This is a genomic window from Nakamurella sp. UYEF19 (assembly GCF_040546275.1).
Lineage (GTDB): Bacteria > Actinomycetota > Actinomycetes > Mycobacteriales > Nakamurellaceae > Nakamurella.
Genome location: NZ_JBEPNO010000001.1, coordinates 232792 through 253562, shown reverse-complemented (window position 1 = coordinate 253562; position 20771 = coordinate 232792). Strand labels below are relative to the sequence as shown.

Here is a 20771-nt window from a genome sequence, read left to right as displayed (position 1 = left end):
GGGCGGTTCGTGATGAACGGTTCCCTGTCGACCGGATCGACGCGGGTGGACTTCCAGATCTGGTCCACGACTGCCACCCTGGTGGTGACCGATCCGGCTGCACTGGCCGTCGCCCGGCACGAGCTCGACGACGAACTGGCCTCGATCGAGAAGGCCTGCAGCCGGTTCCGCCCGGACTCGGAGATCAACGCGCTTCTCCGCACTCCCGGCGTCGAGGTCGAACTGTCGCCCGTTCTCAACGATGCGATGTCCGCCGCGCTCCGGGTTGCCGCCGCCACCGGCTATCTGGTGGATCCGACCGTCGCTGCGGCCGTGATCGCCCTCGGGTACGACCGCGATATCAGGGCGCTCCGGGACATGCTGGACCAAGCCCTCGAGGTCGCCGCCGTCGGCACTGCAACCGCAGCGACCCGGCCGGCCCCCGGTGCGTGGCACCTCCAGCACGATGCGGGTCGACGACTGCTCACCGTTCCGGCGGGCGTCGGCCTCGATCTAGGAGCCACGGCAAAGGCTCTGGCCGCCGACCGTGCCGCAGCTCGCATCACCCGTCGGACGGGTAGCGGTGTGCTGGTCGGTCTGGGTGGCGACATCGCCGTCGCAGGCCAGGCTCCCGCCGGAGGTTGGACGATCGCCGTCGCCGACGACCACCGTCACGCCGAGGCTGCCCCACAGACCAGAGTGGCCATCACCGCAGGCGGCCTTGCCACCTCCTCGACAACGACGAGGGCCTGGAGGACGCCCGCCGGCGCGCGTCACCACCTCGTCGATCCCCGGACCGGGGAGAACCCGGTTCCATGGTGGCGCACGGTGTCCGTCGCCGCGGGCAGCGCGCTCGACGCGAACGCGGCCGCCACTGCGGCCATCATCTGCGGAGAACGGGCACCCGCCTGGCTCGCCGCGCAGAGCCTCCCCAGCCGACTGGTGGACATGGGCGGCCAAGCCGTCACCGTCGCCGGTTGGCCCGACGACGAGAAGCAGGCCGCCTGATGAACACGCAGATTCTCTGGTACGCCAGCCGCGCCACCGGGGCGGTCTCCCTGGTGCTGTTCACGGCCGTGATGGTGCTCGGCATCCTCACCGCCGGACGGAAGGGATCCACCTTCCTCCCGAGGGCCGCCGTCCTGCGACTCCATCGCACGCTGTCCATCACGTCGATGGCCTTCCTCGCGATCCACATCGTCACGGCCATCGCCGACGGCTACGTGGATCTGAACTACTGGGATGTGCTGATCCCCTTCGGCGCTGCCTGGGATCCGCTCTGGGTGGGTCTGGGGACGGTCGCCGTGGACCTGATGCTCGCCATCGGGATCACCAGCGCCCTGCGGCGGCACCTGCCCGCCGTCGCCTGGAAGGCCGTACATCTCAGCTCGTATGCGATGTGGCCCATCGCGCTCCTCCACGGCTTCGGGATCTCCGGCGGAGACGGCACCAGGGTGTGGATGATTGCCATCGACATCGTTTGCATCGTATCGGTTCTCGTGACGCTGACGCTGCGCCTGCTGCCGGATCGCCACCCGGACACCGTTGCGCGGAGGGCCGCCGAGACCACCCATCCCCGCGAAGAGATCGGATCCCATCGATGACGACGACCCTCTACCCCACCACCATGAGCACCCGCACCGGCACCGCCCGCCTCCTACCCGCCCAGCCGGCGGTCTCGCTGGACGACCATGCCCGCCGACTTGGGCCCGCCCCGGTCCACGTCACGACCGAACTCGCCAGCATGGTGTCGGCGGCCGGTCTTGTGGGGCGCGGCGGTGCGGGCTTCCCGACCGGCCGGAAGATGGCCACCGTCGCGTCCAACTCGTCGAGGCGGCGCCCCGCCGTCGTCATCGCGAATTGCTGCGAGGGCGACCCAACGTCTTCGAAAGATGCCGTGCTGCTGGGTAATTCACCTCACCTGGTGATCGACGGCGCGTTGCTCGCCGCGCTCGCCGTCGGTGCCGACAAGGTCATCCTCGCGGTGCACCAGCGTTCCGGTTCCGCGGCCGTGCTGCGCAGAGCACTTGCCGAACGGCCCGTCGAGGCGGTCGATTTCAGCATCGTCGGAATCCCACAGCGGTTCGTGGCCTCCGAGGCGACGGCCCTCGTCCGATACCTGAACACGGGCGATGCCCGGCCGGCCGGGCGGACCTCCGCGATCTGGGAGTCAGGTGTCCAGGGACGACCGACCCTCGTGGACAACGCGGAGACCCTGGCTCAGGTGGCTCTGATCGCCCGATTCGGCGCAACCTGGTTCCGCACGATCGGTACCGCCTCGGAACCCGGGACCCTCCTGGTGACCGTCGGAGGGGCGGTCGGCGCACCCGGAGTGGTCGAGGTCGCCGGCGGGACCGCTGTCCGATCCATCCTGGCGGCGGCGCGATGGACGCCGACCCGGAACCATCTGCCGGCGTGGGCGCTGATCGGCGGACTGGCCGGCCGGTGGCTCGATCTGAACCGCGTGGCCGAGATCGGTTTCAGCGCGGCTGAATTGGGTGCCGTCGGCGGGACGAAGGGCGTGGCGTCCATCGTGGTGCTGCCACCCGGAGGCTGCGTGCTCGTCGAAACCGCCCGTGTGCTCGAGCATCTCGCTGCCGCGGGCGCCCGACAGTGCGGGCCCTGCATGTTCGGCCTCCCCGCCATCGCCGACGACATGGCGGCGCTGGCCGGCGGTGACCGCAACGCGGTCGACCGACTGGGACGCCGCCTCCCGGTGATCGACAAGCGAGGTGGCTGCGGCCATCCGGACGGTGCAGTGGCCCTGGCGGCCAGTGCGCTGCGTGCGCTGCAGGGACCGGAGGCCGCCCACCTCGAAGTCCATCTGCGGCACGGCGGTTGCCAGGGCCCGGCTCCGATACTGCCCCTGGGACACGAGACGACCGCGAGGACCGGAACACGATGAGCACCCTCCTGAGGGTCGACGCCGTCACCTGCCGGGCGCACGGTCTGTGCGCAGAGGAACTCCCCGAGGCCATCACCCTTGACGAGTGGGGATATCCCATCCTCCCGACCGGACCACTCCCGGCCGGCCTGGTGCGCCGGGCGAAAGCAGCCGCGAATTCGTGTCCGGTACTGGCTCTGAAATTGTCAACAGTCATGTGAGGCAAGGCTTCCAATGCTGGCGGTACGTCGGGTGTTTGCCTAACGTGGAGGGGTGAGTACTTCTGAGAGCGAAAGAGAATCAGGTCTGACGGCCGTCCAGCCGGACGAGCCGCATGCCGCCGGCTTGTCATCCCGGTTGAACTGGCTACGGGCCGGCGTCCTCGGTGCAAATGACGGAATCGTCTCCACGGCCGGCCTGGTCGTGGGAGTGGCGGCAGCAACAACCGCCTCCGGCCCGATCCTGACGGCCGGTGTCGCCGGCCTCATCGCCGGCGCGGTGTCGATGGCGCTCGGTGAGTACGTCTCGGTCAGCACCCAGCGGGACACCGAGAAGGCGTTGCTGGAGAAGGAACGCCGCGAACTCGCCGAGAGCCCGGAGGAGGAACTCGCCGAACTCGCGGCCATGTACGAACACAAGGGCCTGAGCTCGGCGACGGCCAAGTTGGTGGCGGAGGAGCTCACCGAACACGACGCCTTCGCGGCCCACGTCGACATCGAACTGAACATCGATCCCGACGAGCTCACCAACCCCTGGCAGGCCGCGATAGCCTCGGCGATCTCCTTCAGCGTCGGCGCGCTGCTCCCGCTGATCGCGATCCTGCTGCCGCCGCCGTCCGCACGCATCCCCGTCACGTTCGCCGCGGTGCTCATCGCACTGGCGTTGACCGGGACCATCAGCGCCCAGCTGGGCGGATCGAGACGTCACCGCGCTGTAGTGCGGATCTTGGTCGGCGGTGCGCTGGCCATGCTGATCACCTACGGGATCGGCCAACTGGTCGGCCACGTCGGCGGGATCTAGCCCCTCCGCTCCTCCTCGGCCGCCGGGTTCGCTTAGGTCACCACGTCTCGACCCAGAACCAGCACGGCGGCGGCTGTCGACGGCACCATGAGACCGAACGAAGCTTCGGCGTCGCTGCAGGTCGGCTCAGAACGTCGTCAGGATCCCGTCGAGGACTGCCGGATGAACTGATTCACACCCGTAGCCAGGCGGGCGCGGCCGGCTCACCGGCGGCAGGAGTGTGCAGGCGGGCGACGGTGATCACCGGGCAGGCAACGCGGCTCAGCACCGTTTCGGTGACCGGGCCGAGTCGGATGCTCCATCGGTCCTCGCTGTGATGGACCCCGATCACGACGAGACGCGCATCCCGGGCGAGATCGACCAGAGCCTGGGCCGGATCTCCTCCTGCCCAGTGCACCTCGATCATCAGGCCGGGCTCGGCGGCCGCTAGATCGGCGAAATGGGCGACCAGTGAACGACCTTCGGCCGACCTTCGCTCGGCTCCGACGACGGCGAGCAGCGTGGCGTCGAGCCGCACGGCCTCCTGAGAGGCGAAATGGACAGCGGCCCGGCCCGACATCGTGGTGGTGGCACCGACAACCACGGCACCGCCACGCACAGCGCCGGTTGCGTCCGGTCCGGCTTGCCATCCTCCGGGGATCAAGGCCACCGGCGAATGCGCCGCTGCCGCCAGGTGATCGGTCAGCGAGCCCATCATCCGGAGATGGCGTCGCGGCGGGGCGCCGAGGACCAGGATGTCCGCGACGGAACTCCACCGCACCAGACCGGCCGCCCGATCGTCCACCTCGACCACGACTCTGACCTCGAGGCCGACGAACCGGTCGGCCAGAATCTCCACCGCCGCAGCTAACCTCGTCCTGGTCCGCTCGATCAGCTGGTGTTCGTTCTGGTCTCCGGCACCACCGCCGAGGGAATCCTGCGGCACCTCGTCCAGCACCACCAGACACCGGTCGGTCGCCGCAGCCTGAGCCGCCGCCCACTCGCGTGCTGACCGGCCCTCCGGACTATCCGACCACCCGACCACGATCTGACCGTTCATCTTCCTGCCTCCAGCGCTCGATGCGCCCGGGGTTGCCGGCCGCCGACGAAGATGAACAGCGACATCGGATCCGCGGGGTACGCAGACCATCAGCGTGGCCCTGTCGTGAACTCTCGACTACGGTCGAAGGTCCCGATGTTTGGGTCGGAGAAGGGGCACTGTGGAGTTGGGCGCATCCGACGCCTCAGAAGGAGATCAGGAACCATGACAGGCAACACCATTCCGGGTGGCACGTTCACCCTCGCAAAGGACCTGACCGTCTCGCGCATGGGCTACGGGGCCATGCAACTGGCCGGCCCGCATGTGTTCGGCCCGCCCGCCGATCGCGATGCCGCCATCGCCGTGCTCCGCGAGGCAGTGGCGATCGGGGTGACGCACATCGACACCAGCGACTACTACGGCCCGTTCGTGACCAACGAGATCATCAGGGAGGCCCTGCACCCCTATCCCGAGACGCTCCACCTCGTGACCAAGGTCGGGGCGCTCCGCGACGCGGAGGGGGGCTGGCCGCAGGCGCTGGCTCCCGAGCAGCTCCGCCGGGCAGTCCACGACAATCTGGACCGCCTCGGTCTGGATGCCCTTGATGTCGTCAACCTCCGGGTCGGCGGTGTGGACACACCGACTCCGGGCTCGCTTGCCGAACCGTTCACCGTGCTGGCCCAGCTTCAGCAGGAAGGGCTGATCAAACACCTCGGCGTGAGCACGGTGTCCGCCGAACAGATCCGCGAGGCACAGTCCATCACGCCGATCGTGTGTGTGCAGAACTTCTACAACATCGCCAATCGCCGCGATGACGCGCTCATCGATTCGCTTGCCGCACAGGGCATCGCCTATGTGCCCTACTTCCCCCTCGGTGGCTTCACCCCCCTGCAGTCCGAAGAACTGGCGTCGGTAGCCCGTCGCCTCGGGGTATCGCCGGTGGCCGTCGCCCTGGCCTGGCTGCTCCAGCGCTCGCCCAACATCCTGCTCATCCCGGGGACCTCATCCGTCGCCCACCTCAGGGAGAACGTGGCCGGCGGTGCCCTGACTCTGTCACCGCAGGACCTGGCCGAACTCGACGCAATCTGACCTGGTGGGCCGGTCGGTGCCGGTCGGTCGGTGTGGGGTCCTACGCTGTGCTCCATGACGCGTGAGAAGCTCGGTCGGATCTGGCACAGCACGACCTTCGTCGTGGCCGTCGTCGCGCTGGTCCTGCAGCTCATTCTCATCCTGGCCGGACAGAACGTGCTCGTGGACGAGCAGAACGTGGTCAGGGCAACCGCTGTCGCCACCACCAAGGTCGAGCAGGTCCGCCGGTTCCTGTCCTACTTCACCATCCAGTCGAACTTCCTGGTGGCCGTCGCGGTTCTACTGATCATCCTCCGGCGCATCGACAACAGGTTCTTCCGGGTGGTGCGGCTGGCGGCTTTGATCGGCATCACCGTCACCGGTGTCGTCGCCTACGTCGCGCTGCCACCGTCACCGAACTACTCCACCGGAAACCTGATCTGCGACCGGCTGCTGCACATCGTGGTGCCTCTGCTGACCTTCGTCGGCTGGATCGTGTTCGGGCCCCGCGGGTTCGTCAGATCCGGCGACATCCTGCCGGCGCTGGCCTGGCCAGTGGTCTGGCTGATCGCAACCCTCGCTCTCGGACCGGTCGTCGACTGGTATCCGTACCCATTCCTCAACGTGTCGACGGTCGGATTCGGACGGGTCCTGCTGAACTCCACCATCGTCGCGGTCCTGTTCCTGGCCCTCGCAGCGCTCGCCCGGTGGGCGGACGGGAGGCTTCCGGGCAGAGAATCGACCCCTCGGACTACGGGAGCAGAAGCCGGCTGACTGCGCCAGACCAGCAGGACGTCGGCCGCTCAGACCGACACCGGCAGTCGACGCGGACCGCGGAGGGTGGTTCCGGGCCGCATGATCACCGGTCCGGCCGACCTCAGGTGGGGAAAGCGGGTCGCCAGGGCGCGGAACGCGACCACCAGCTCCATCCGCGCCAAAGCCGCGCCGAGGCAGTAGTGGATGCCTCCGGAAAAGGCCAGATGGGCGTCCGCATTGGAACGCGTGATGTCGAAACGGTCGGGGGCGTCGAAGACAGCCGGATCGCGGTTGGCCGCCGCCAACATCAGTAGCATCCACCGTCCCGGGCGCACCGAGACTCCGGCCAACTCCGCCGGAGCCGACGAAGAAAGCAACACCCGCGCCGTCTGCTGCACGGGAGGGTCGAAGCGCAATACCTCCTCGACTACCGCAGAGGCTCGAGAAGGGTCTTCCACCAACAGCTCCCACTGCTCACGATTGGCCAGCAGCGCTCGTACGCCGTTGCCGATGGCGTTCACCGTCGTCTCGAACCCGGCGAGCAGCAGCAGCCCGACCAGTGACGACAACTCGGCGTTGGTGATCTGCTCGCCCTGCTGGGCCAACAGCACCGACGTCAGATCGTCGCCCGGCTCCTGGGCGGCACGCACCAGCAGGGCGGCGAAACTTGCACGCATCTGACGGTCGGCCAGGAACAACTGGACCGCGTGCCGCAACGAGTGCACCCCGTCCAGCGCGGAGGCCACCGTCGCGCCGACCCGCCGCAGACGGTCGGGCTCGTCGGCGAGCCCCAGCATGCTGGTGATCACCGCGATCGGCAGCGGGGAGGCAAAAGTCGAGACCAGGTCGAAACTGTCGCGACCGGACACGGGGTCCAGCAACCGATCCACTGCCGCTTCGACCAACGTTTCGTAGCCGGACATCCGACGAGGCGTGAACGCCGGCGCGGCCAGCCGCCGCAGCCGGGTGTGGTCGGGCGGGTTCAGCGCCAGCAGCGACAGGTCCAGCATGTCCTCCGCGGGGCGCGGGGCAGCCGGGTCGGTCACTCCGAAGGCACGGCTGCGCAGGACCTGCTGGCACACCTCATAGCTCGTGGAGCTCAGATTGCCCAGTCGGGTGGGCAGGACCGGACCTCTCTCGCGCATCCGCTCGTACACCGCGTGCGGATCGGCTCGCCCCATCGCCAGTTGCAATTGGCTGAGCGGGTCACCCCGGAAGAGCCCGTGGTAGAGATTCTGTGCACGGTTCGTGTAGATCCCGACCGCGAACCGTCCGACCCCGACCGCCTGCCGTGTCACCTGCTGGACGCTGACCACCATGGACCCAGTATTCCCTTCCCGGCCGGATCCATCACGACATCCCTGCAGAACGACCATCGCTCCTCAGTCGCTGGGTGGCGACGACAACCCATCCGATCACCACGACGCTGCCGGTGGACAGCAAGCGGTACAGAAGGACTGCCGCCAGCGCGGGAGACGCGGCGGCTCCGGCCACCGTCAGGCCGAGGGTCATCGCCGTTTCGACGGCGCCCAGCCCGGCGGGCAACGGGAGCGCACTGCCGGCAGCCATGCCCGCCGTGTAGGTGATCAGCAGGGCCGGGAAGCCGACGTGGACGCCGACCGCGGTGGCGCACGCGGCGAGACACGCCAGATCGAGCGCCCAGTTCGCCAGCGCGAGCATCGTCGAAGCCATCCAGTCGCGGGCAGTCGGCCGGATGGCCCGCAGATCGGCGACCAGGTTCGCCAGCCGATCCAGACCCGAATCGGACGAGCGTTCCCGAAAGCTGTTGAAGCGCAACACACTCAGGTTGGCCAGTCGGATCATCCCGCCGGGATGCCGGCACACCTGGACCAGCCCGACGACGACGGCCACCACCAGCAGGACCTCGGCAAGCGGCCAGAGGTACGACCCGCCGGCTCCCGGTCCGAGGGCAACGCCGAGCAGTCCGACAGTGCTCAGCGTGAGGGTGGAGAGCAGACCGGTGATCGTCATGGACCAGGCGGCTGTCGACGACGGGACGTCCCACGACCGGAGGTGCCGGAACGCATAGGTGGTGGAGAACAGCGCGCCGGCCGGGAGAGTCGTGTGAACCGCACCGGCCCCGTAGCTCAGACCGACGGTCCGCCGCAGCGGGACACGGGCACCGCCCACCGCGAGGGTTTGCCGGCGCAACGCTGCGAACGCGACCATGGACGAGACCGTCGCGACGAGACCCGCCCCCAACCACACCGGCGAGGCACCGGCCAGGCTTCGCGTGGCCGACCGGATGGTGGGACCGGCCACGACCAGGTACGCCAGGATCATGGCCGGGAGGACGACGCCAACGACAATGCGGCGGGTCGCCGGCCGACGCGAGCTGCGTTGCCGCGGGACCGTCGTCGGTTCGTTTGCGATCATCAGCAGTTCCGGCATGGTGATGACCATGCCGCCACGGTCCTAGGTGACTGCAGGATGCGGGTTGGAGTCCGGTAAGAGCGTCTCGGCCCCGAGGGTGAACCCGATGCGGGCTCCCCGTGCCGACCGGGACTCGGCGAATCCCGCACCCCCGTGGGCGGCCGCCACCTCCGCGACGATGGCCAGACCCAGCCCGGACCCGGGCATGCTCCGGGCCGCATCCGCGCGGAAGAACCGGTCGAAGATCTTCGTCAGGTCGTCCGCGGCGATACCGGGTCCGGCATCCCGCACCTCGATGCGGTCAGTGGTCACCTCGACCTCGACAGGGCCGCCCGTCGTGTCGAATTTCAGCGCGTTGTCCAGCAGATTGGAGATGGCCCGCTCGAGCGCTTTCGGACGTCCCAGCACGGTGACGGCCGTGTCGTCGAAGACGGTCACCGTTCGGTTGCTGCGATGCTCGAACATCGCCGCCACCCTCCGTGTCAGCGCCGAGAGGTCAACGGACTCCACGGTTTCGACATCCCGCCGATTGATCGCTAGTTCGATCAGCTCGTTGACCAGGTTGGTGAGCTCTCTGGTCTCACCTTCGACGTCGTCGAGCAATCGCTGACGCGATACCGGGGAGAGCTCGTCGAAACGGCGAAGCACGCTCACATTCGTCCGCAGGCTGGTCAGTGGGGTCCGTAGTTCGTGGCCGGCATTCTGCACGAGCCGCTGCTGCGCCTGTTGCGAGGAGGACAACTGACCGACCATCGAATGCAACGAAGCGCTCAACCGGCCGACCTCGTCCTTGCCCGGCATCAGGAAGTCCACTTCGAGTTGGCCGTGCCGGCTGACGATTTCCGCCATCCCGGTCAACACGGTCAGACGCCGGGTGATCCGCCGCGCGAGCCACCATCCGGCTCCTGCCGCGACCAGCAGCACGCCCAGCCCGACGAGGGCGGTCACCAGGGCGAGATTGCGCAGGATCCGTGCTGCCTCGTCCAGATCCCGCCCCACCTGCACGGCACCCTTGGTGCCGCCGAGTGATTGGGTGAGCACGAGGTAGGTGCTGCCGTTGACGCTGACCTGGTCGATCACCCTCGCTCCCGCCGTCGAGCCCGCCGCAAGGTCCAGGGCCTGTCGACTGATCGGCAACGTCACGTCGACGCCGGAGAGATGGGTTGCGGTACCGGCAACGCTGATGGACTGCGCGGTCTCGACGATCACGTCGGGACCGTCGCTACGACGCCCATCACCGCCGGAACCGGCGGCGCCCGGGGTGCCTCCCACCGAGATCGGCGCCAGCGAACCACCTTCGGCCAGCGTCCCCACCGCAGAGGTCAGCGAGACGTTGATCTCGTTGCGCAGGGCGTGATCCGTGGTGCTGTAGGCAACCGCACCGATGATCCCGGCGACGACGGCAGCCACCACGGCGAACGCGATGACGAATTTCTGCCGTAGCGTCACAGCTCGCCCCGCGCCTTCAGGCTGTAGCCGACGCCGCGGACCGTGCGGATCAGTTCGGGTGCGCCGGCCATCTCCAGCTTGCGACGGAGATAGCTGATGTAGACGGCCAGGTTCTTCGAGTCGGGACCGAAGTCGTAGCCCCAGATGCGGTCGTAGATCGCCGAATGCGTGAGCACGATGCCGGCGTTGCGCCCCAGGAGCTCGAGCAGGTCGAACTCGGTCTTGGAGAGTTCGAGCTGTTCGTCCAGCCACCAGACACGCCGACTGTCGGAGTCGATCCGGAGTCCGTCGAGCACCGGATGCGGATCGGCCCCGGCCGGTTCGGCGGGAACCCGACGGAGCAGCGCCCGTAGTCGAGCCAGCAGTTCCTCCAACTCGAACGGCTTCGCCAGGTAGTCGTCGGCGCCGGCGTCCAGCCCCTCGACCCTGGCATCCACCTCGACCCGGGCCGTGAGCATCAGGATCGGCACCTGCATCCCGTCGGCGCGGACCACCCGGCACACGCCGAGGCCGTCCACCCCCGGCATCATCACGTCGAGAATCACCAGGTCCGGTGTGTCCCGCCGGATGGCAGACAGTGCCTGCACCCCGTCGGCGACGGTGGTGACCGCATAGCCCTCCAATTCCAGGGCGCGCTCCAGTGACTCCCGGATCGCACGGTCGTCGTCGGCAAGCAGCAGTCGGGGCCCCATCGCTCCATGGTGACCCATCGAGCAGCTCCGGTGGAGCTGTCTCACCGAGTTCTCACCGGGGCACGTCGAGGACTCCAACCTGCCTTTTACCTTTGGCTGCGACCCTCGAGTAGCACCAGGCGCGCTGCAACGGCCGCCGAAGCGCCGGCGTCCATGAACCTCAGGCCGAGCACAGGGTGGACACAGTCGGGTCTGAGGAATTGCATAGCAGGCCCCTGCATGATCAAAGGCACACCACACGAAGGAGAGTTGTGATCGAGACCCGATCCATGACCGCAGCTCCACCGGTCGCGCCAGCGCGGTCGATGCTCGCTCCGACGGTCGGCCCATTCGTGGACACCTCCCGGGCCCGCGCAGACTCGGCGGTCCGATGGGGATTTCTGGTCGCCTGCTGGTCTGCTCTGCTGCTGGTCAGCTACTGGTGGGCCACCGGTGGCGGATTCCAGGGCCTGGGCGGGTGGACGACCGGGCTGATGTCGACCGGTCGGCTCACCGGTTTGCTGGCCTCTGTCCTCCTGCTCGTCCAGGTCCTCCTGATGGCCCGGCTTCCCCTGCTGGAGAGGGCATTCGGTCAGGACCGCCTGGCTCGCGTCCACCGGCTGGTTGGCTTCACCTCGTTCAACCTGATGGTCGCCCATCTCGTCCTCATCACCTACGGCTACGCGTCAGGCGAGCTGACCCGCACGCCGGCCACCCTCTGGGATCTGACCATCCACTATCCGGGGATGCTGCTGGCGGTGGCCGGCACCGGCTGCCTGGTCATGGTGGTGGTCACCAGCGTGAAGGCGGCACGACGCAGGATCCGCTACGAGTCCTGGCATCTCCTCCACCTGTACGCCTACCTCGGCGTCGGCCTTGCGCTGCCGCATCAGTTGTGGACGGGCCAGGATTTCCTGGCCTCGACCGCGAGAACTGTTTTCTGGTGGGGGTTGTGGACCACCGCAGTGGTGTGCGTCCTCGTCTGGCGACTCGGGCTGCCGTGGTGGCGCAGTGCCCGTCATCGGGTCCGGGTGACGTCGGTGATCGCCGAGGGTGACGGGTTCGTGTCGGTCCACCTGGCAGCTGGCGGCTCCCCGGTCCGGGCCGAGGCAGGTCAGTTCTTCAACTTCCGATTTCTCAACGGGCGCGGATGGACGCGGGCGCATCCCTACTCGCTGTCCGCAGCGCCTGACGGACGGCACCTGAGAATCACCGTCAAGATGGTCGGTGACGGCAGCGCCGCGCTGCGCGCCCTGAGTCCCGGCACGCGGGTCCTGGTCGAGGGTCCGTACGGTCGGCTCAGCGACCGGGCTCGGACGCGCCGACGGGTCGCCCTCGTCGGCGCCGGCGTCGGGGTGACTCCGCTGCGGGCCCTGGCCGAGTCCATGCCCTATCTGCCCGGTGAGGCGGTGTTGCTCTACCGCTACACCGGTACACCGCTGTTCGCCGGCGAACTCCGGCGGCTGGCCGACGAGCGCGGCCTGCACGTGGTGTTGTTGCCCGGGCACCGCCGATACGCCGGCTCGTGGCTCGGTTCCGGTATCGGCGGTGCCGACGACCGGACTGCCCTCGAGCACTGGGTGCCGGACATCGCCGAACGCGACGTCTACGTCTGCGGGCCGCAGGCGTGGGCCGAGGACTTCCGTCGCACGACCGTGGCCGCAGGGCTTCACGAAGCGAACTTCCACGTCGAAAGCTTTGGGTGGTAACGAGAATGAAACGCATCGTGATGTTCCTGATGGGCACCATCACCGTCGTGGTCCTGCTGTTCGGCTACCACACCTCCACCTCCTCGAAGGCCGCCGGTGGAGAGACAGCGTTCGTCTCCACCCTCCAGGCCGGAGTGGCGACCACCTCCACCTCGGCTGTGCCTGACACCACCGGACAAGGCAAACCCACCACGGCCTCCACCACCGCTTCGGTCACCAGTGCGCCGGCCACGCCGACGACGACTTCGCCGACAACGGCGACCACCACCGCGGCGAACAGCACCGTGACGGGCACCGTGGCGGACACCCGCTGGGGCCCGGTCCAGGTGCAGTTGTCCGTGCAGGGCGGCAAGATCACCAGTGTCTCGGTCATCCAGTATCCCAACGGCAACGGCCGGGACGAGGAGATCAACGCCCAGGCGCTGCCCATCCTGATCCAGGAGACGATCAGCGCCCAGAGCGCACAGATCGACATGGTCAGCGGCGCCACGGTCACCAGCGACGGATACGTGACCTCGCTGCAGAGCGCCCTCGATCAGGCCGGACTGTGACGACGACCGCTGTGCAGCGGGACGGCATCTCGCCCGCCCGATACGTCGAGCACGTCATGGGCATGCCGATCAGCCTGGCCCTTCGCGGCCGTCACACACGGGACGATGTCGCCAGATCCGCTTGGGCGCAGGTGATGTCGGAACTGCAGACCGTCGACGGCATCTTCAGCACCTACCGGCCGGACTCGTTCGTCAGTCGGCTCCGCCGGGATGAGATCACCGTCCAGGACTGCCCACCCGAGGTTGCTGAAGTCCTGGCCCTGGGGGAAGCCGCGCGCATCGAGTCGCGCGGCGCATTCGACGTCCACCTACCCGGTCCAGGGGGCAGCACCGTGCTGGACCCCAGCGGTGTGGTCAAGGGGTGGGCGGTCGAGCGAGCCGCCGCAGTCCTGCGCCAGCTGACCGACACCGACTTCTGCCTGTCCGCCGGCGGCGACATGACCTGCCGCACCGCAGATGACACCAGGCCGGCGTGGCGCATCGGCATCGAGGACCCCGCCGACCCGGCCCGCGTCCTCGCGGTCGTCCCGATCCGCAACGGTGCCGTCGCCACCTCCGGCACCGCCCATCGAGGTTCACACCTGATCGACCCGCGCACCGGCGGAGCCCCGGCCGGGGTCGCCTCGGTGACCGTCATCACCGATTCGTTGACCTGGGCCGACATCGACGCGACCGCCGCCTACGTGCACGGCGCGAACGCCGCGCGCTGGCTCGAGACCCGGCCGGGACGAACGGGTTTCATCGTCTGGTCCGACGGTTCCACCACTAACGTCGTGCCTCGTTGAACATTCCGGCACCTCCGCCGGACCATCTCGGCTCAGGAGAGGCTGCTCTCCAGTCGCCTGGACAGCAGCGCGACGAACGAGGCGGGTTCGGCCAGTTCACCACCCTCGGCCAGGAGCGCCATGCCGAACAGCAGGTGTGCGGTGTCGGCCAGTCCCTGGTCGTCCGGGGAGGCGTCGTGTGCAGCCTTCAGACCGGCGACGAGGCCGTGATTCGCGTTCAGCTCGAGCGTCCGCTTCACCTTGGGCGGCTGCTGGCCCATCGCCCGGTACATCTTCTCCAGGGTCGGCGTCAGGTCGCCCGGATCTCCGACCAGGACGGCCGCCGAGTCGGTCAGCCGGTGTGAGAGCCGGACCTCCTTCACATCCTCGGCCAGGGTGGTGCCCATCCACGCCAGCAGGGAGTGGAACGCCTTCTTGGTGTCCTCGTCGACGTCACCACCACCGAGATCGACCTCCCCGCGGGCGATCGACGTGAGCGGCTTGTCGTCGAAGGACGGCACCGAGTCGACCCAGACCTCGTCCACCGGATCGGTGAGCAGCAGCACCTCGTAGCCCTTGGCGCGGAACGCTTCCATGTGCGGCGAGTTCTCGAGCGACGGCCGTGACTCCCCCGTCATGTAGTAGATCGCGTCCTGGCCTTCCGGCATGCGGTCCACGTACTCGCGCAGGGTCGTCGGCCTCGCGGGCCCGGCGGGAGAGACCGTGGCATCCTCGGAGCCCGCTCCTTGCGCCTCGTAGGTCGTCGCGAACGAGCAGATCTCCAGGATCGCCTGCTGGTTGTCGTGATCGGACAGCAGACCTTCCTTGAGCGCGCGGCCCACCTCGTCCCACAACGTCGAGTACTTCTCCGGCTCGTCCGCGAGCATGGTCTTGATGGTCGACAGGACCTTGCGAACCAGGCGCTTGCGGATCAACTGGATCTGACGGTCCTGCTGCAGGATCTCGCGGGACAGGTTGAGCGACAGATCATTCGCGTCGACGACACCCTTGACGAAGCGCAGGTACTCGGGGACCAGGGCCTCGCAGTCGTCCATGATGAACACCCGCTTGACGTACAGCTGGACGCCGCGCTTGCTGTCCCGCATGTACAGGTCCATCGGCGCGTGTCGGGGCAGGAACAGCAGCGCCTGGTACTCGAACGTGCCTTCGGCGGACAGCCGGATCGTCTCCAGCGGCTCCTGCCAGTCGTGGCTGACATGGCGGTAGAACTCGGCGTACTCCTCGTCGGAGACCTCGCTCTGCGGCCGCGCCCAGAGCGCCTTGCCGGAGTTGACCACCTGCACCTCGGGGGCGGCATCCTCGCCGTCGCCCTCGGGTGCCTTGGCCGCCATCCGGATCGGCCAGGTGATGAAGTCGGAGTACCGATTGACGATGGTGCGGACGGTCGCCGGGTCGGCGAAGTCCTGCAGCGCGTCCTCGGTGTCCTCGGGCTTGAGGTGCAGCGTGACGGCCGTGCCCTGCGGGGCGTCGGGCAGCTCGGACACCGTGTAGGTGCCCTCGCCGGTCGACTCCCATCGCACACCCCGTTCGGACCCGGCCTTGCGGGTGACCAGGATGACCCGGTCGGCCACCATGAAACTGGAGTAGAAACCGACGCCGAACTGTCCGATCAGCTCGGCGGTGGCCTGCTCCGAACCGCCGGAATCCCTGGCCTGCCGGAGCTTCGTGAGCATCTCCCCGGTACCCGACCTGGCGATCGTGCCGATCAGGTCGACGACCTCTTCACGCGTCATGCCGATGCCGTTGTCGCGGATGGTCAGCGCCCGGGCTTCCGGATCGATCACGAGCGAGATGTGCAGGTCGCCGGTGTCGACCTGCAGGTCCTTGTCCTGGTAGGCAGCCATCCGGAGCTTGTCGAGGGCATCCGAGGAGTTGGAGATCAGCTCGCGGAGGAACAGGTCCTTCGACGAGTAGATGGAGTGGATCATCAGCTGCAGCAGCTGGCGCGCCTCGGCCTGGAACTCGATCGTCTCGTCCGCGATCGCTTCGGTACTCATTCGGAAACCATAGCCGCGCCGTGGGCATCGCGGGACTCGGGGTCCTCGGCCGGTGAGATCATCAGCTCTCCGAGGGGTTTCGGCCAGCTGAGCCGAACCGGAACCGGGTGCAGTCCTTCGGGAAGTCGAACCAGGCCAGGGCCCTGGTCGGTGCGAAGACCCGCAGCCCTCCGCCGGACTCACCGGCCCACGAGCCGGGTTCGGGTGAGTAGCCCGCTTCGGCGTACTTGCCGAAGGCGGCCGACAACCGGCCGCCGAGGCCATCGGCATCGGCACGGGTGGCGAAGCTGTCGCCCTCGAGAATGACCGTGCGGGTGCCACTTTCGAGGTTCAGCGTCATCGCCGGGTTGCTGCTGACGTTGCGGACGTGCCGCGTCTCCGGCGAGCCGTCGTAGTAGAACCGGCCATCCAGCCACACGCCCCAGCGCGGGACCACGTGCGGGCGGCCGTCCGGGCGAACACTGGCGAGCCAGTAGTTGTGCGCAGCAACGAGTTCGACTTCCACCTCCGCCCAGGTGAGCAGCCCGTCGCTGCTGTCGGGCAACCCGTATCCCACGGGCATTGCCGGACGTTCGATCACCGGACCTGACGCGCTTGTTGTCTCGGTCATGCAGGTCAGCCTAGATCTGCCTACCGACATCGGCCGGGCGCAGGCTGCGGAAGAAGCTCCGCACATCCTCGACCAACAGGTCGGGCTCCTCCATCGCGGCGAAGTGTCCGCCACGGCCCGGCACGTCCACCCAGTGGGTGATGGTGTTCTCGGTTTCGGCATACCGGCGGATCCCGATGTCGTGGGCAAACGCGATGGTGCCGGTGGGGACGGTCGATCGCACAGTGGGCGCTCCCCAATTGCCCGGTTGCGCATAGCCGACGTAGGCGGCACTGCCGGCCGTTCCGGTCAACCAGTAGGTCATCACGTTGGTCAGCAGGCGGTCACGGTCGATGATGTTGTGGGGCAGCATCTTCCGGGGGTGCGTCCACTCCCGGAACTTGTCGATGATCCAGGCCAGCTGACCGATCGGAGAGTCGGTCAACCCGTAGGCGAGCGTCTGCGGACGGGTCGACTGGATGGCGATGTACCCGAACTCCTCGTGCATGAACGTCTCGATCCGGTGGACACGGTCCCGGTCCACGTCCGACAGCGCAGCCAACTCTTCGTCGTCCAGGGGCAGGGGCGGCATCGGTCCCGGGCCTCCGTTGACGTGGACACCGATCACGCGTTCCGGATCGACCCGACCGACCTCCGGCGAGACCGCGGCTCCGATGTCACCGCCCTGCGTGCCGTAGCGGTCGTACCCCAGGCGACGCATCAGCTCCGACCACACCGCGGCGATCCGAGTGGTCGTCCAGCCGGCGTCCGTGACCGGCTGCGAGAATCCGAAGCCCGGAAGGCTGGGAATGATCAGGTGGAAGGCATCCCGAGCATCGCCGCTGTTCGCCCGGGGATCGCTCAACGTCGGGATGACATCCAGGAACTCCACGAACGATCCCGGCCACCCGTGGGTCATCAGCAGGGGCACTGCGTCAGGCTCCGGCGACCGCACATGCAGGAAATGAATTGTCTGGCCGTCGATCTCGGTGAGGAACTGCGGGTAGGCGTTCAGCGCGGCCTCTTCTGCGCGCCAGTCGTAGTGATGCTCCCAGTGGTCGGCCAGCTCCCGCAGATAGGCGACGGGGACTCCCGTGTCCCAGTCGTCACCCGGTAGCGGCGCCGGAAAACGGCTGTGCGCCAGGCGGTGCGCCAGATCGTCGAGGTCGGCCTGCGGGATGTCGATGCGGAACAGACGAATGCGCGGGTCCCTCGCCATGGTGAGCTCTGTGGTGGTCATGGATGGAGCCTGCTCCATGTTGCGGACAGGTTCGGTCCGCAACGGGGAGCATCATTGGTCTCATGCTCGAAACCTCGACACGGCTGCTGCGCCTGCTCTCCCTGCTGCAGACCCACCGGGAATGGTCCGGAACAGACCTGGCAGACCGTCTCGGCGTCACCGAACGGACCATCCGGCGTGACGTCGAGAAGGTCAGGGCCCTGGGTTACGTGGTGAAGGCGCAGCCCGGATCCGGTCAGGGATACCGGCTCGCCGCCGGTGGCTCGCTCCCTCCGTTGTTGCTGGAGGGCGACGAAGCCGTCGCCATCGCGGTCGGATTGCGCGGCGTCACCCTCAGCGGCGTGACGGGCATGGAGGAGACTGCGGTCCAGGCACTCATCAAGCTGGAACAGGTGATGCCCGATCGCTTGAAGAGGCGAATCGACACGCTGCGCGGGGCGATCGTGCCGATGGCCGACCAGGGTCCGTCGGTCGACGTGGACGTACTGGTCGCGGTGGCAGCTGCCGTCCGTGACCGAGAGACGCTCCGCGCCGACTACCGCGATTTCCGCGGTGCGAGGAGCACCAGAAGGCTGCAGCCGCAGGGGATCGTTCACTCGCAGAGACTCTGGTACCTGGTTGCCTGGGACGTCGATCGAGCCGACTGGCGGACCTTCCGGATGGACCGTCTCGAGCCGCGGATCCCGTCCGGGCCCCGATTTCCGCCCCGCGAGCCACCGGCCTCCGACCTGTCCCAATACGTCTCGCGCGGCATCAGCATTGCGCCGTACCGCTACCGCTGCCGCATCACCATCCACGCCCCTGCCCAGGTCGTAGCCGAGCGGATCGGGCCGTCCATCGGGGTCATCACCGCGATCGACGACCAGACCTGCGAGTTGGTGGCCGGGTCGGAATCACTCGACCAGATGGCTCTCTACATCGGCCTTCTCGGCCACGAGATGGCCGTGCACGAACCGCCGGAACTGGCCGCCCACCTGGCCAGGACCGCCGACCGATTCAACCGCGCCGCGGGTGGCCGCTGACCGTCGGCGCAACGATGCCGTCAAGGTGGTCCGTGCCCTCGTACCGGAACGACCGGACCTGCAGCGCTCCACGCGAACACCAGATCCCGAACTTGCGCCCGGTCAGGCCGCCGGCCACCTCGACCGACAGATAGCGCCCCGTCCAGCTGTCCCAGTTCGAGGAATTCGGTCCCGTCCATGACGCAGCGACGAAGGCCGTGGACACCTCGTCGGCGTTGGGCAGGGCGTCGGTGATGTAGGGGGTACCGAGAATTTCGGTGGCGATGTAGAACCCATCAGCCGTCACCTGCGCCGCGAGAGGGCGAACCCGACAGGAATGACGCGGTCGGCGCGAAAAGGGTGAGATCAGCGGTCCATCCGAGTCCGAGGCCCTGCCCGCTATCCCGCTTGCCGTTGAGCGGAATGACAGCGGACCCGGGAGCAGGCGCGTCGCTATCGTCTGCACGACCCGCGCTTCGCGTTCCGCACCTGCAGCCCGGAAACGACCTCAGAGGGAGAGGCCCACATGACGATGTTCCCATCTTCGGCGTGCCCAGCTTCGGCGTTCATCACGCAGCTGCCGGCCACCCTCGGGCGGATCGGTGCGGGCGGGTGACCGGCTATCCGCCGGGATTCCTTGTGGGGCGCCGCGATATCGCCACATCAGGTCGAGGGGAACAACCTCGCATCCGACCGCTTCGGCATCGAATGGGCGCGGATCGAACCGGTCGAGGGCCACTTCTCCCGGGCCGAGTACGAGCACTACCTCCGGATGATCGCCGAGGCCCTGAATCGTGGACTCACGCCGGTGGTGACGCTCCAGCACTTCACCGTGCCGGCCTGGTTCGCCAGACGCCGTGGGAAAGCTACCCTCGGCAACCTTGGCGGCCGGTTGGCGCGTGGTCGACGTCGTCGACGAGATCGACGGTGTCCGAGTGATTCTCGCCGATGCCGATGGCCGTCACCACGAACTGACCGCCGACTACACCCTCGGCTGCGACGGAAGCGGCGGGGTCACGCGCCGATCCATCGGCGCCCACTACGAGTGCTCGACCGGAAGCCTTCCCAACGTCAGCATCACCTTCCGATCGCAGGCCCTGGAGGAGCGGGAGCTGTGCGCGCTGGGAGTGCACTACTGGGTGATCGGCGCCGCCTACGGCGGCCTGATGGGCAGATTGGATCTCGACGGCAATTGGTGGGCGATCGTACAGGGCGTCGATGCGTCGCAGGACGATGTGGACCCGGCCGGCCCGCCTGCCGCATGCCTGGCTGCCCGATGGTCGTTCCACCTATGACATTCTCGGACCGGAGCTCACCCTGCTGCGACTGGCTCCGGCATCACTCGACGATCTGCGTGGCGCCGCCGATCTGCAGGATGTCGCCGGTCGGGCAGGCATTCCGCTCCACGTCGTGGACTACGACCTACCGTCTCCGCGTACTCTACGGAGCCGATCTCGTCCTCGTTCGTCCCGATCAGCACATCGCCTGGCGGGGTGGGTCCATCGGTGATCCGGCAGGGCTGTTCGCACGGGTGGTCGGCGCAGCCGGCGACCCGTTGAACGACCACGCGAAGGACACGGGCGTCGGCAGTCTCGTCTGACGCCGAACGGTCTACGGAGTCGGCCGGATCTTGGGTGCACGGGCGCTCCCGTGTCACCAT

At 68.0% G+C, this 20771-nt stretch carries 22 protein-coding genes and 1 pseudogene; 14 read left to right on the top strand and 9 right to left on the bottom strand.

The features are described from left to right. The first annotated feature begins 12 nt into the window (after positions 1–12). From ABIB25_RS01200 to ABIB25_RS01180, 5 genes are read left to right on the top strand one after another with little or no spacing between them, the layout of a single operon-like run. On the top strand, positions 13–987 hold the full coding sequence (locus ABIB25_RS01200; RefSeq protein ID WP_354526572.1) for an FAD:protein FMN transferase: 975 nt from the start codon (positions 13–15) through the stop codon (positions 985–987). Continuing rightward, positions 987–1583: a ferric reductase-like transmembrane domain-containing protein gene (locus ABIB25_RS01195; RefSeq protein ID WP_354526571.1), complete on the top strand. Its 597-nt coding sequence runs from the start codon at positions 987–989 to the stop codon at positions 1581–1583. The genes ABIB25_RS01200 and ABIB25_RS01195 overlap by 1 nt, the downstream gene beginning before the upstream one ends. Continuing rightward, complete coding sequence (locus ABIB25_RS01190; protein WP_354526570.1) at positions 1580–2884, top strand: NADH-ubiquinone oxidoreductase-F iron-sulfur binding region domain-containing protein; 1305 nt, start codon at positions 1580–1582, stop codon at positions 2882–2884. The genes ABIB25_RS01195 and ABIB25_RS01190 overlap by 4 nt, the downstream gene beginning before the upstream one ends. Then, on the top strand, positions 2881–3084 hold the full coding sequence (locus tag ABIB25_RS01185) for a ferredoxin (RefSeq protein WP_354526569.1): 204 nt from the start codon (positions 2881–2883) through the stop codon (positions 3082–3084). The genes ABIB25_RS01190 and ABIB25_RS01185 overlap by 4 nt, the downstream gene beginning before the upstream one ends. Before the next feature lie 52 nt (positions 3085–3136). Continuing rightward, complete coding sequence (locus tag ABIB25_RS01180) at positions 3137–3883, top strand: VIT1/CCC1 transporter family protein (protein WP_502919716.1); 747 nt, start codon at positions 3137–3139, stop codon at positions 3881–3883. 172 nt (positions 3884–4055) lie between these two features. Here ABIB25_RS01180 and ABIB25_RS01175 read toward each other — a convergent pair whose 3' ends face one another. Further along, on the bottom strand, positions 4056–4922 hold the full coding sequence (locus ABIB25_RS01175; RefSeq protein ID WP_354526568.1) for a universal stress protein: 867 nt from the start codon (positions 4920–4922) through the stop codon (positions 4056–4058). A 204-nt stretch (positions 4923–5126) separates the two neighbouring features. Here ABIB25_RS01175 and ABIB25_RS01170 point away from each other — a divergent pair, with 204 nt between their 5' ends. Together ABIB25_RS01170 and ABIB25_RS01165 are read left to right on the top strand one after the other, a co-directional pair. Then, positions 5127–5990, top strand: a complete 864-nt coding sequence (locus ABIB25_RS01170) for an aldo/keto reductase family oxidoreductase (protein ID WP_354526567.1) — start codon at positions 5127–5129, stop codon at positions 5988–5990. A gap of 54 nt (positions 5991–6044) precedes the next feature. After that, positions 6045–6743 carry a Pr6Pr family membrane protein gene (locus ABIB25_RS01165; RefSeq protein WP_354526566.1) on the top strand — a complete coding sequence of 233 codons (699 nt, stop codon included), beginning with the start codon at positions 6045–6047 and terminating at the stop codon, positions 6741–6743. Between the two features lie 29 nt (positions 6744–6772). Here ABIB25_RS01165 and ABIB25_RS01160 read toward each other — a convergent pair whose 3' ends face one another. The 4 genes from ABIB25_RS01160 to ABIB25_RS01145 are packed head-to-tail and all read right to left on the bottom strand — an operon-like array spanning position 6773 to position 11260. Continuing rightward, entirely contained in the window at positions 6773–8044 is a 1272-nt protein-coding gene (locus ABIB25_RS01160) for a cytochrome P450 (RefSeq protein WP_354526565.1), read from the bottom strand. 31 nt (positions 8045–8075) lie between these two features. Beyond that, positions 8076–9149: a lysylphosphatidylglycerol synthase transmembrane domain-containing protein gene (locus ABIB25_RS01155; RefSeq protein WP_354526564.1), complete on the bottom strand. Its 1074-nt coding sequence runs from the start codon at positions 9147–9149 to the stop codon at positions 8076–8078. A gap of 12 nt (positions 9150–9161) precedes the next feature. Next, entirely contained in the window at positions 9162–10568 is a 1407-nt protein-coding gene (locus ABIB25_RS01150) for a sensor histidine kinase (RefSeq protein WP_354526563.1), read from the bottom strand. Further along, positions 10565–11260 (bottom strand): response regulator transcription factor, encoded by a 696-nt coding sequence (locus ABIB25_RS01145; RefSeq protein ID WP_354526562.1) that lies wholly within the window; start codon positions 11258–11260, stop codon positions 10565–10567. Before ABIB25_RS01145 ends, ABIB25_RS01150 begins: the two co-directional genes overlap by 4 nt. Before the next feature lie 269 nt (positions 11261–11529). Between ABIB25_RS01145 and ABIB25_RS01140 the strand changes: the two genes are divergently transcribed. From ABIB25_RS01140 to ABIB25_RS01130, 3 genes are read left to right on the top strand one after another with little or no spacing between them, the layout of a single operon-like run. Continuing rightward, entirely contained in the window at positions 11530–12948 is a 1419-nt protein-coding gene (locus ABIB25_RS01140; RefSeq protein WP_354526561.1) for a ferredoxin reductase family protein, read from the top strand. Positions 12949–12953: 5 nt separating this feature from the next. Continuing rightward, on the top strand, positions 12954–13499 hold the full coding sequence (locus tag ABIB25_RS01135) for an FMN-binding protein (RefSeq protein ID WP_354526560.1): 546 nt from the start codon (positions 12954–12956) through the stop codon (positions 13497–13499). Further along, on the top strand, positions 13496–14284 hold the full coding sequence (locus ABIB25_RS01130) for an FAD:protein FMN transferase (protein ID WP_354526559.1): 789 nt from the start codon (positions 13496–13498) through the stop codon (positions 14282–14284). The genes ABIB25_RS01135 and ABIB25_RS01130 overlap by 4 nt, the downstream gene beginning before the upstream one ends. Positions 14285–14316: 32 nt before the next feature. Here ABIB25_RS01130 and htpG read toward each other — a convergent pair whose 3' ends face one another. The 3 genes from htpG to ABIB25_RS01115 form a co-directional block, all read right to left on the bottom strand. Next, on the bottom strand, positions 14317–16281 hold the full coding sequence (htpG, locus tag ABIB25_RS01125) for a molecular chaperone HtpG (protein WP_354526558.1): 1965 nt from the start codon (positions 16279–16281) through the stop codon (positions 14317–14319). A 61-nt stretch (positions 16282–16342) separates the two neighbouring features. Continuing rightward, entirely contained in the window at positions 16343–16891 is a 549-nt protein-coding gene (locus ABIB25_RS01120; RefSeq protein WP_354526557.1) for a pyridoxamine 5'-phosphate oxidase family protein, read from the bottom strand. A 10-nt stretch (positions 16892–16901) separates the two neighbouring features. After that, a complete protein-coding gene (locus ABIB25_RS01115; RefSeq protein ID WP_354526556.1) occupies positions 16902–18110 on the bottom strand; it encodes an epoxide hydrolase family protein in 1209 nt (402 codons plus the stop codon). Between the two features lie 62 nt (positions 18111–18172). On the opposite strand from ABIB25_RS01115, the gene ABIB25_RS01110 reads away from it, so the two are divergent. Beyond that, positions 18173–19132, top strand: a complete 960-nt coding sequence (locus tag ABIB25_RS01110; protein WP_354526555.1) for a helix-turn-helix transcriptional regulator — start codon at positions 18173–18175, stop codon at positions 19130–19132. On the opposite strand, the gene ABIB25_RS01105 is transcribed toward ABIB25_RS01110, so the two are convergent. Further along, the gene (locus tag ABIB25_RS01105) at positions 19107–19418 is read right to left on the bottom strand and encodes a hypothetical protein (RefSeq protein ID WP_354526554.1); all 312 of its coding nucleotides are present in this window, start codon (positions 19416–19418) and stop codon (positions 19107–19109) included. The two genes, ABIB25_RS01110 and ABIB25_RS01105, sit on opposite strands and share 26 nt — an antisense overlap. 305 nt (positions 19419–19723) lie before the next feature. Here ABIB25_RS01105 and ABIB25_RS01100 point away from each other — a divergent pair. From ABIB25_RS01100 to ABIB25_RS01090, 3 genes and pseudogenes are all read left to right on the top strand, one after another. Next, positions 19724–19973: pseudogene (locus ABIB25_RS01100) on the top strand (family 1 glycosylhydrolase); the annotation flags it as partial. Beyond that, positions 19969–20406: an FAD-dependent monooxygenase gene (locus tag ABIB25_RS01095; protein ID WP_354526553.1), complete on the top strand. Its 438-nt coding sequence runs from the start codon at positions 19969–19971 to the stop codon at positions 20404–20406. The pseudogene ABIB25_RS01100 and the gene ABIB25_RS01095, both read left to right, overlap by 5 nt. An 80-nt stretch (positions 20407–20486) precedes the next feature. After that, the gene (locus tag ABIB25_RS01090; protein WP_354526992.1) at positions 20487–20711 is read left to right on the top strand and encodes a hypothetical protein; all 225 of its coding nucleotides are present in this window, start codon (positions 20487–20489) and stop codon (positions 20709–20711) included. The last annotated feature ends 60 nt before the right edge of the window (positions 20712–20771 follow it).

Excerpts from the sequence above, each read along its gene's own strand:
- ABIB25_RS01200 (WP_354526572.1), top strand. The coding sequence starts at position 13 with ATGAACGGTTCCCTGTCGACCGGATCGACGCGGGTGGACTTCCAGATC.
- ABIB25_RS01195 (WP_354526571.1), top strand. The coding sequence starts at position 987 with ATGAACACGCAGATTCTCTGGTACGCCAGCCGCGCCACCGGGGCGGTC.
- ABIB25_RS01190 (WP_354526570.1), top strand. The coding sequence starts at position 1,580 with ATGACGACGACCCTCTACCCCACCACCATGAGCACCCGCACCGGCACC.
- ABIB25_RS01185 (WP_354526569.1), top strand. The coding sequence starts at position 2,881 with ATGAGCACCCTCCTGAGGGTCGACGCCGTCACCTGCCGGGCGCACGGT.
- ABIB25_RS01175 (WP_354526568.1), bottom strand. The coding sequence starts at position 4,922 with ATGAACGGTCAGATCGTGGTCGGGTGGTCGGATAGTCCGGAGGGCCGG.
- ABIB25_RS01170 (WP_354526567.1), top strand. The coding sequence starts at position 5,127 with ATGACAGGCAACACCATTCCGGGTGGCACGTTCACCCTCGCAAAGGAC.
- ABIB25_RS01165 (WP_354526566.1), top strand. The coding sequence starts at position 6,045 with ATGACGCGTGAGAAGCTCGGTCGGATCTGGCACAGCACGACCTTCGTC.
- ABIB25_RS01160 (WP_354526565.1), bottom strand. The coding sequence starts at position 8,044 with ATGGTGGTCAGCGTCCAGCAGGTGACACGGCAGGCGGTCGGGGTCGGA.
- ABIB25_RS01155 (WP_354526564.1), bottom strand. The coding sequence starts at position 9,149 with ATGGTCATCACCATGCCGGAACTGCTGATGATCGCAAACGAACCGACG.
- ABIB25_RS01145 (WP_354526562.1), bottom strand. The coding sequence starts at position 11,260 with ATGGGGCCCCGACTGCTGCTTGCCGACGACGACCGTGCGATCCGGGAG.
- ABIB25_RS01140 (WP_354526561.1), top strand. The coding sequence starts at position 11,530 with ATGACCGCAGCTCCACCGGTCGCGCCAGCGCGGTCGATGCTCGCTCCG.
- ABIB25_RS01135 (WP_354526560.1), top strand. The coding sequence starts at position 12,954 with ATGAAACGCATCGTGATGTTCCTGATGGGCACCATCACCGTCGTGGTC.
- htpG (WP_354526558.1), bottom strand. The coding sequence starts at position 16,281 with ATGAGTACCGAAGCGATCGCGGACGAGACGATCGAGTTCCAGGCCGAG.
- ABIB25_RS01120 (WP_354526557.1), bottom strand. The coding sequence starts at position 16,891 with ATGACCGAGACAACAAGCGCGTCAGGTCCGGTGATCGAACGTCCGGCA.
- ABIB25_RS01115 (WP_354526556.1), bottom strand. The coding sequence starts at position 18,110 with ATGACCACCACAGAGCTCACCATGGCGAGGGACCCGCGCATTCGTCTG.
- ABIB25_RS01110 (WP_354526555.1), top strand. The coding sequence starts at position 18,173 with ATGCTCGAAACCTCGACACGGCTGCTGCGCCTGCTCTCCCTGCTGCAG.
- ABIB25_RS01090 (WP_354526992.1), top strand. The coding sequence starts at position 20,487 with ATGTCGCCGGTCGGGCAGGCATTCCGCTCCACGTCGTGGACTACGACC.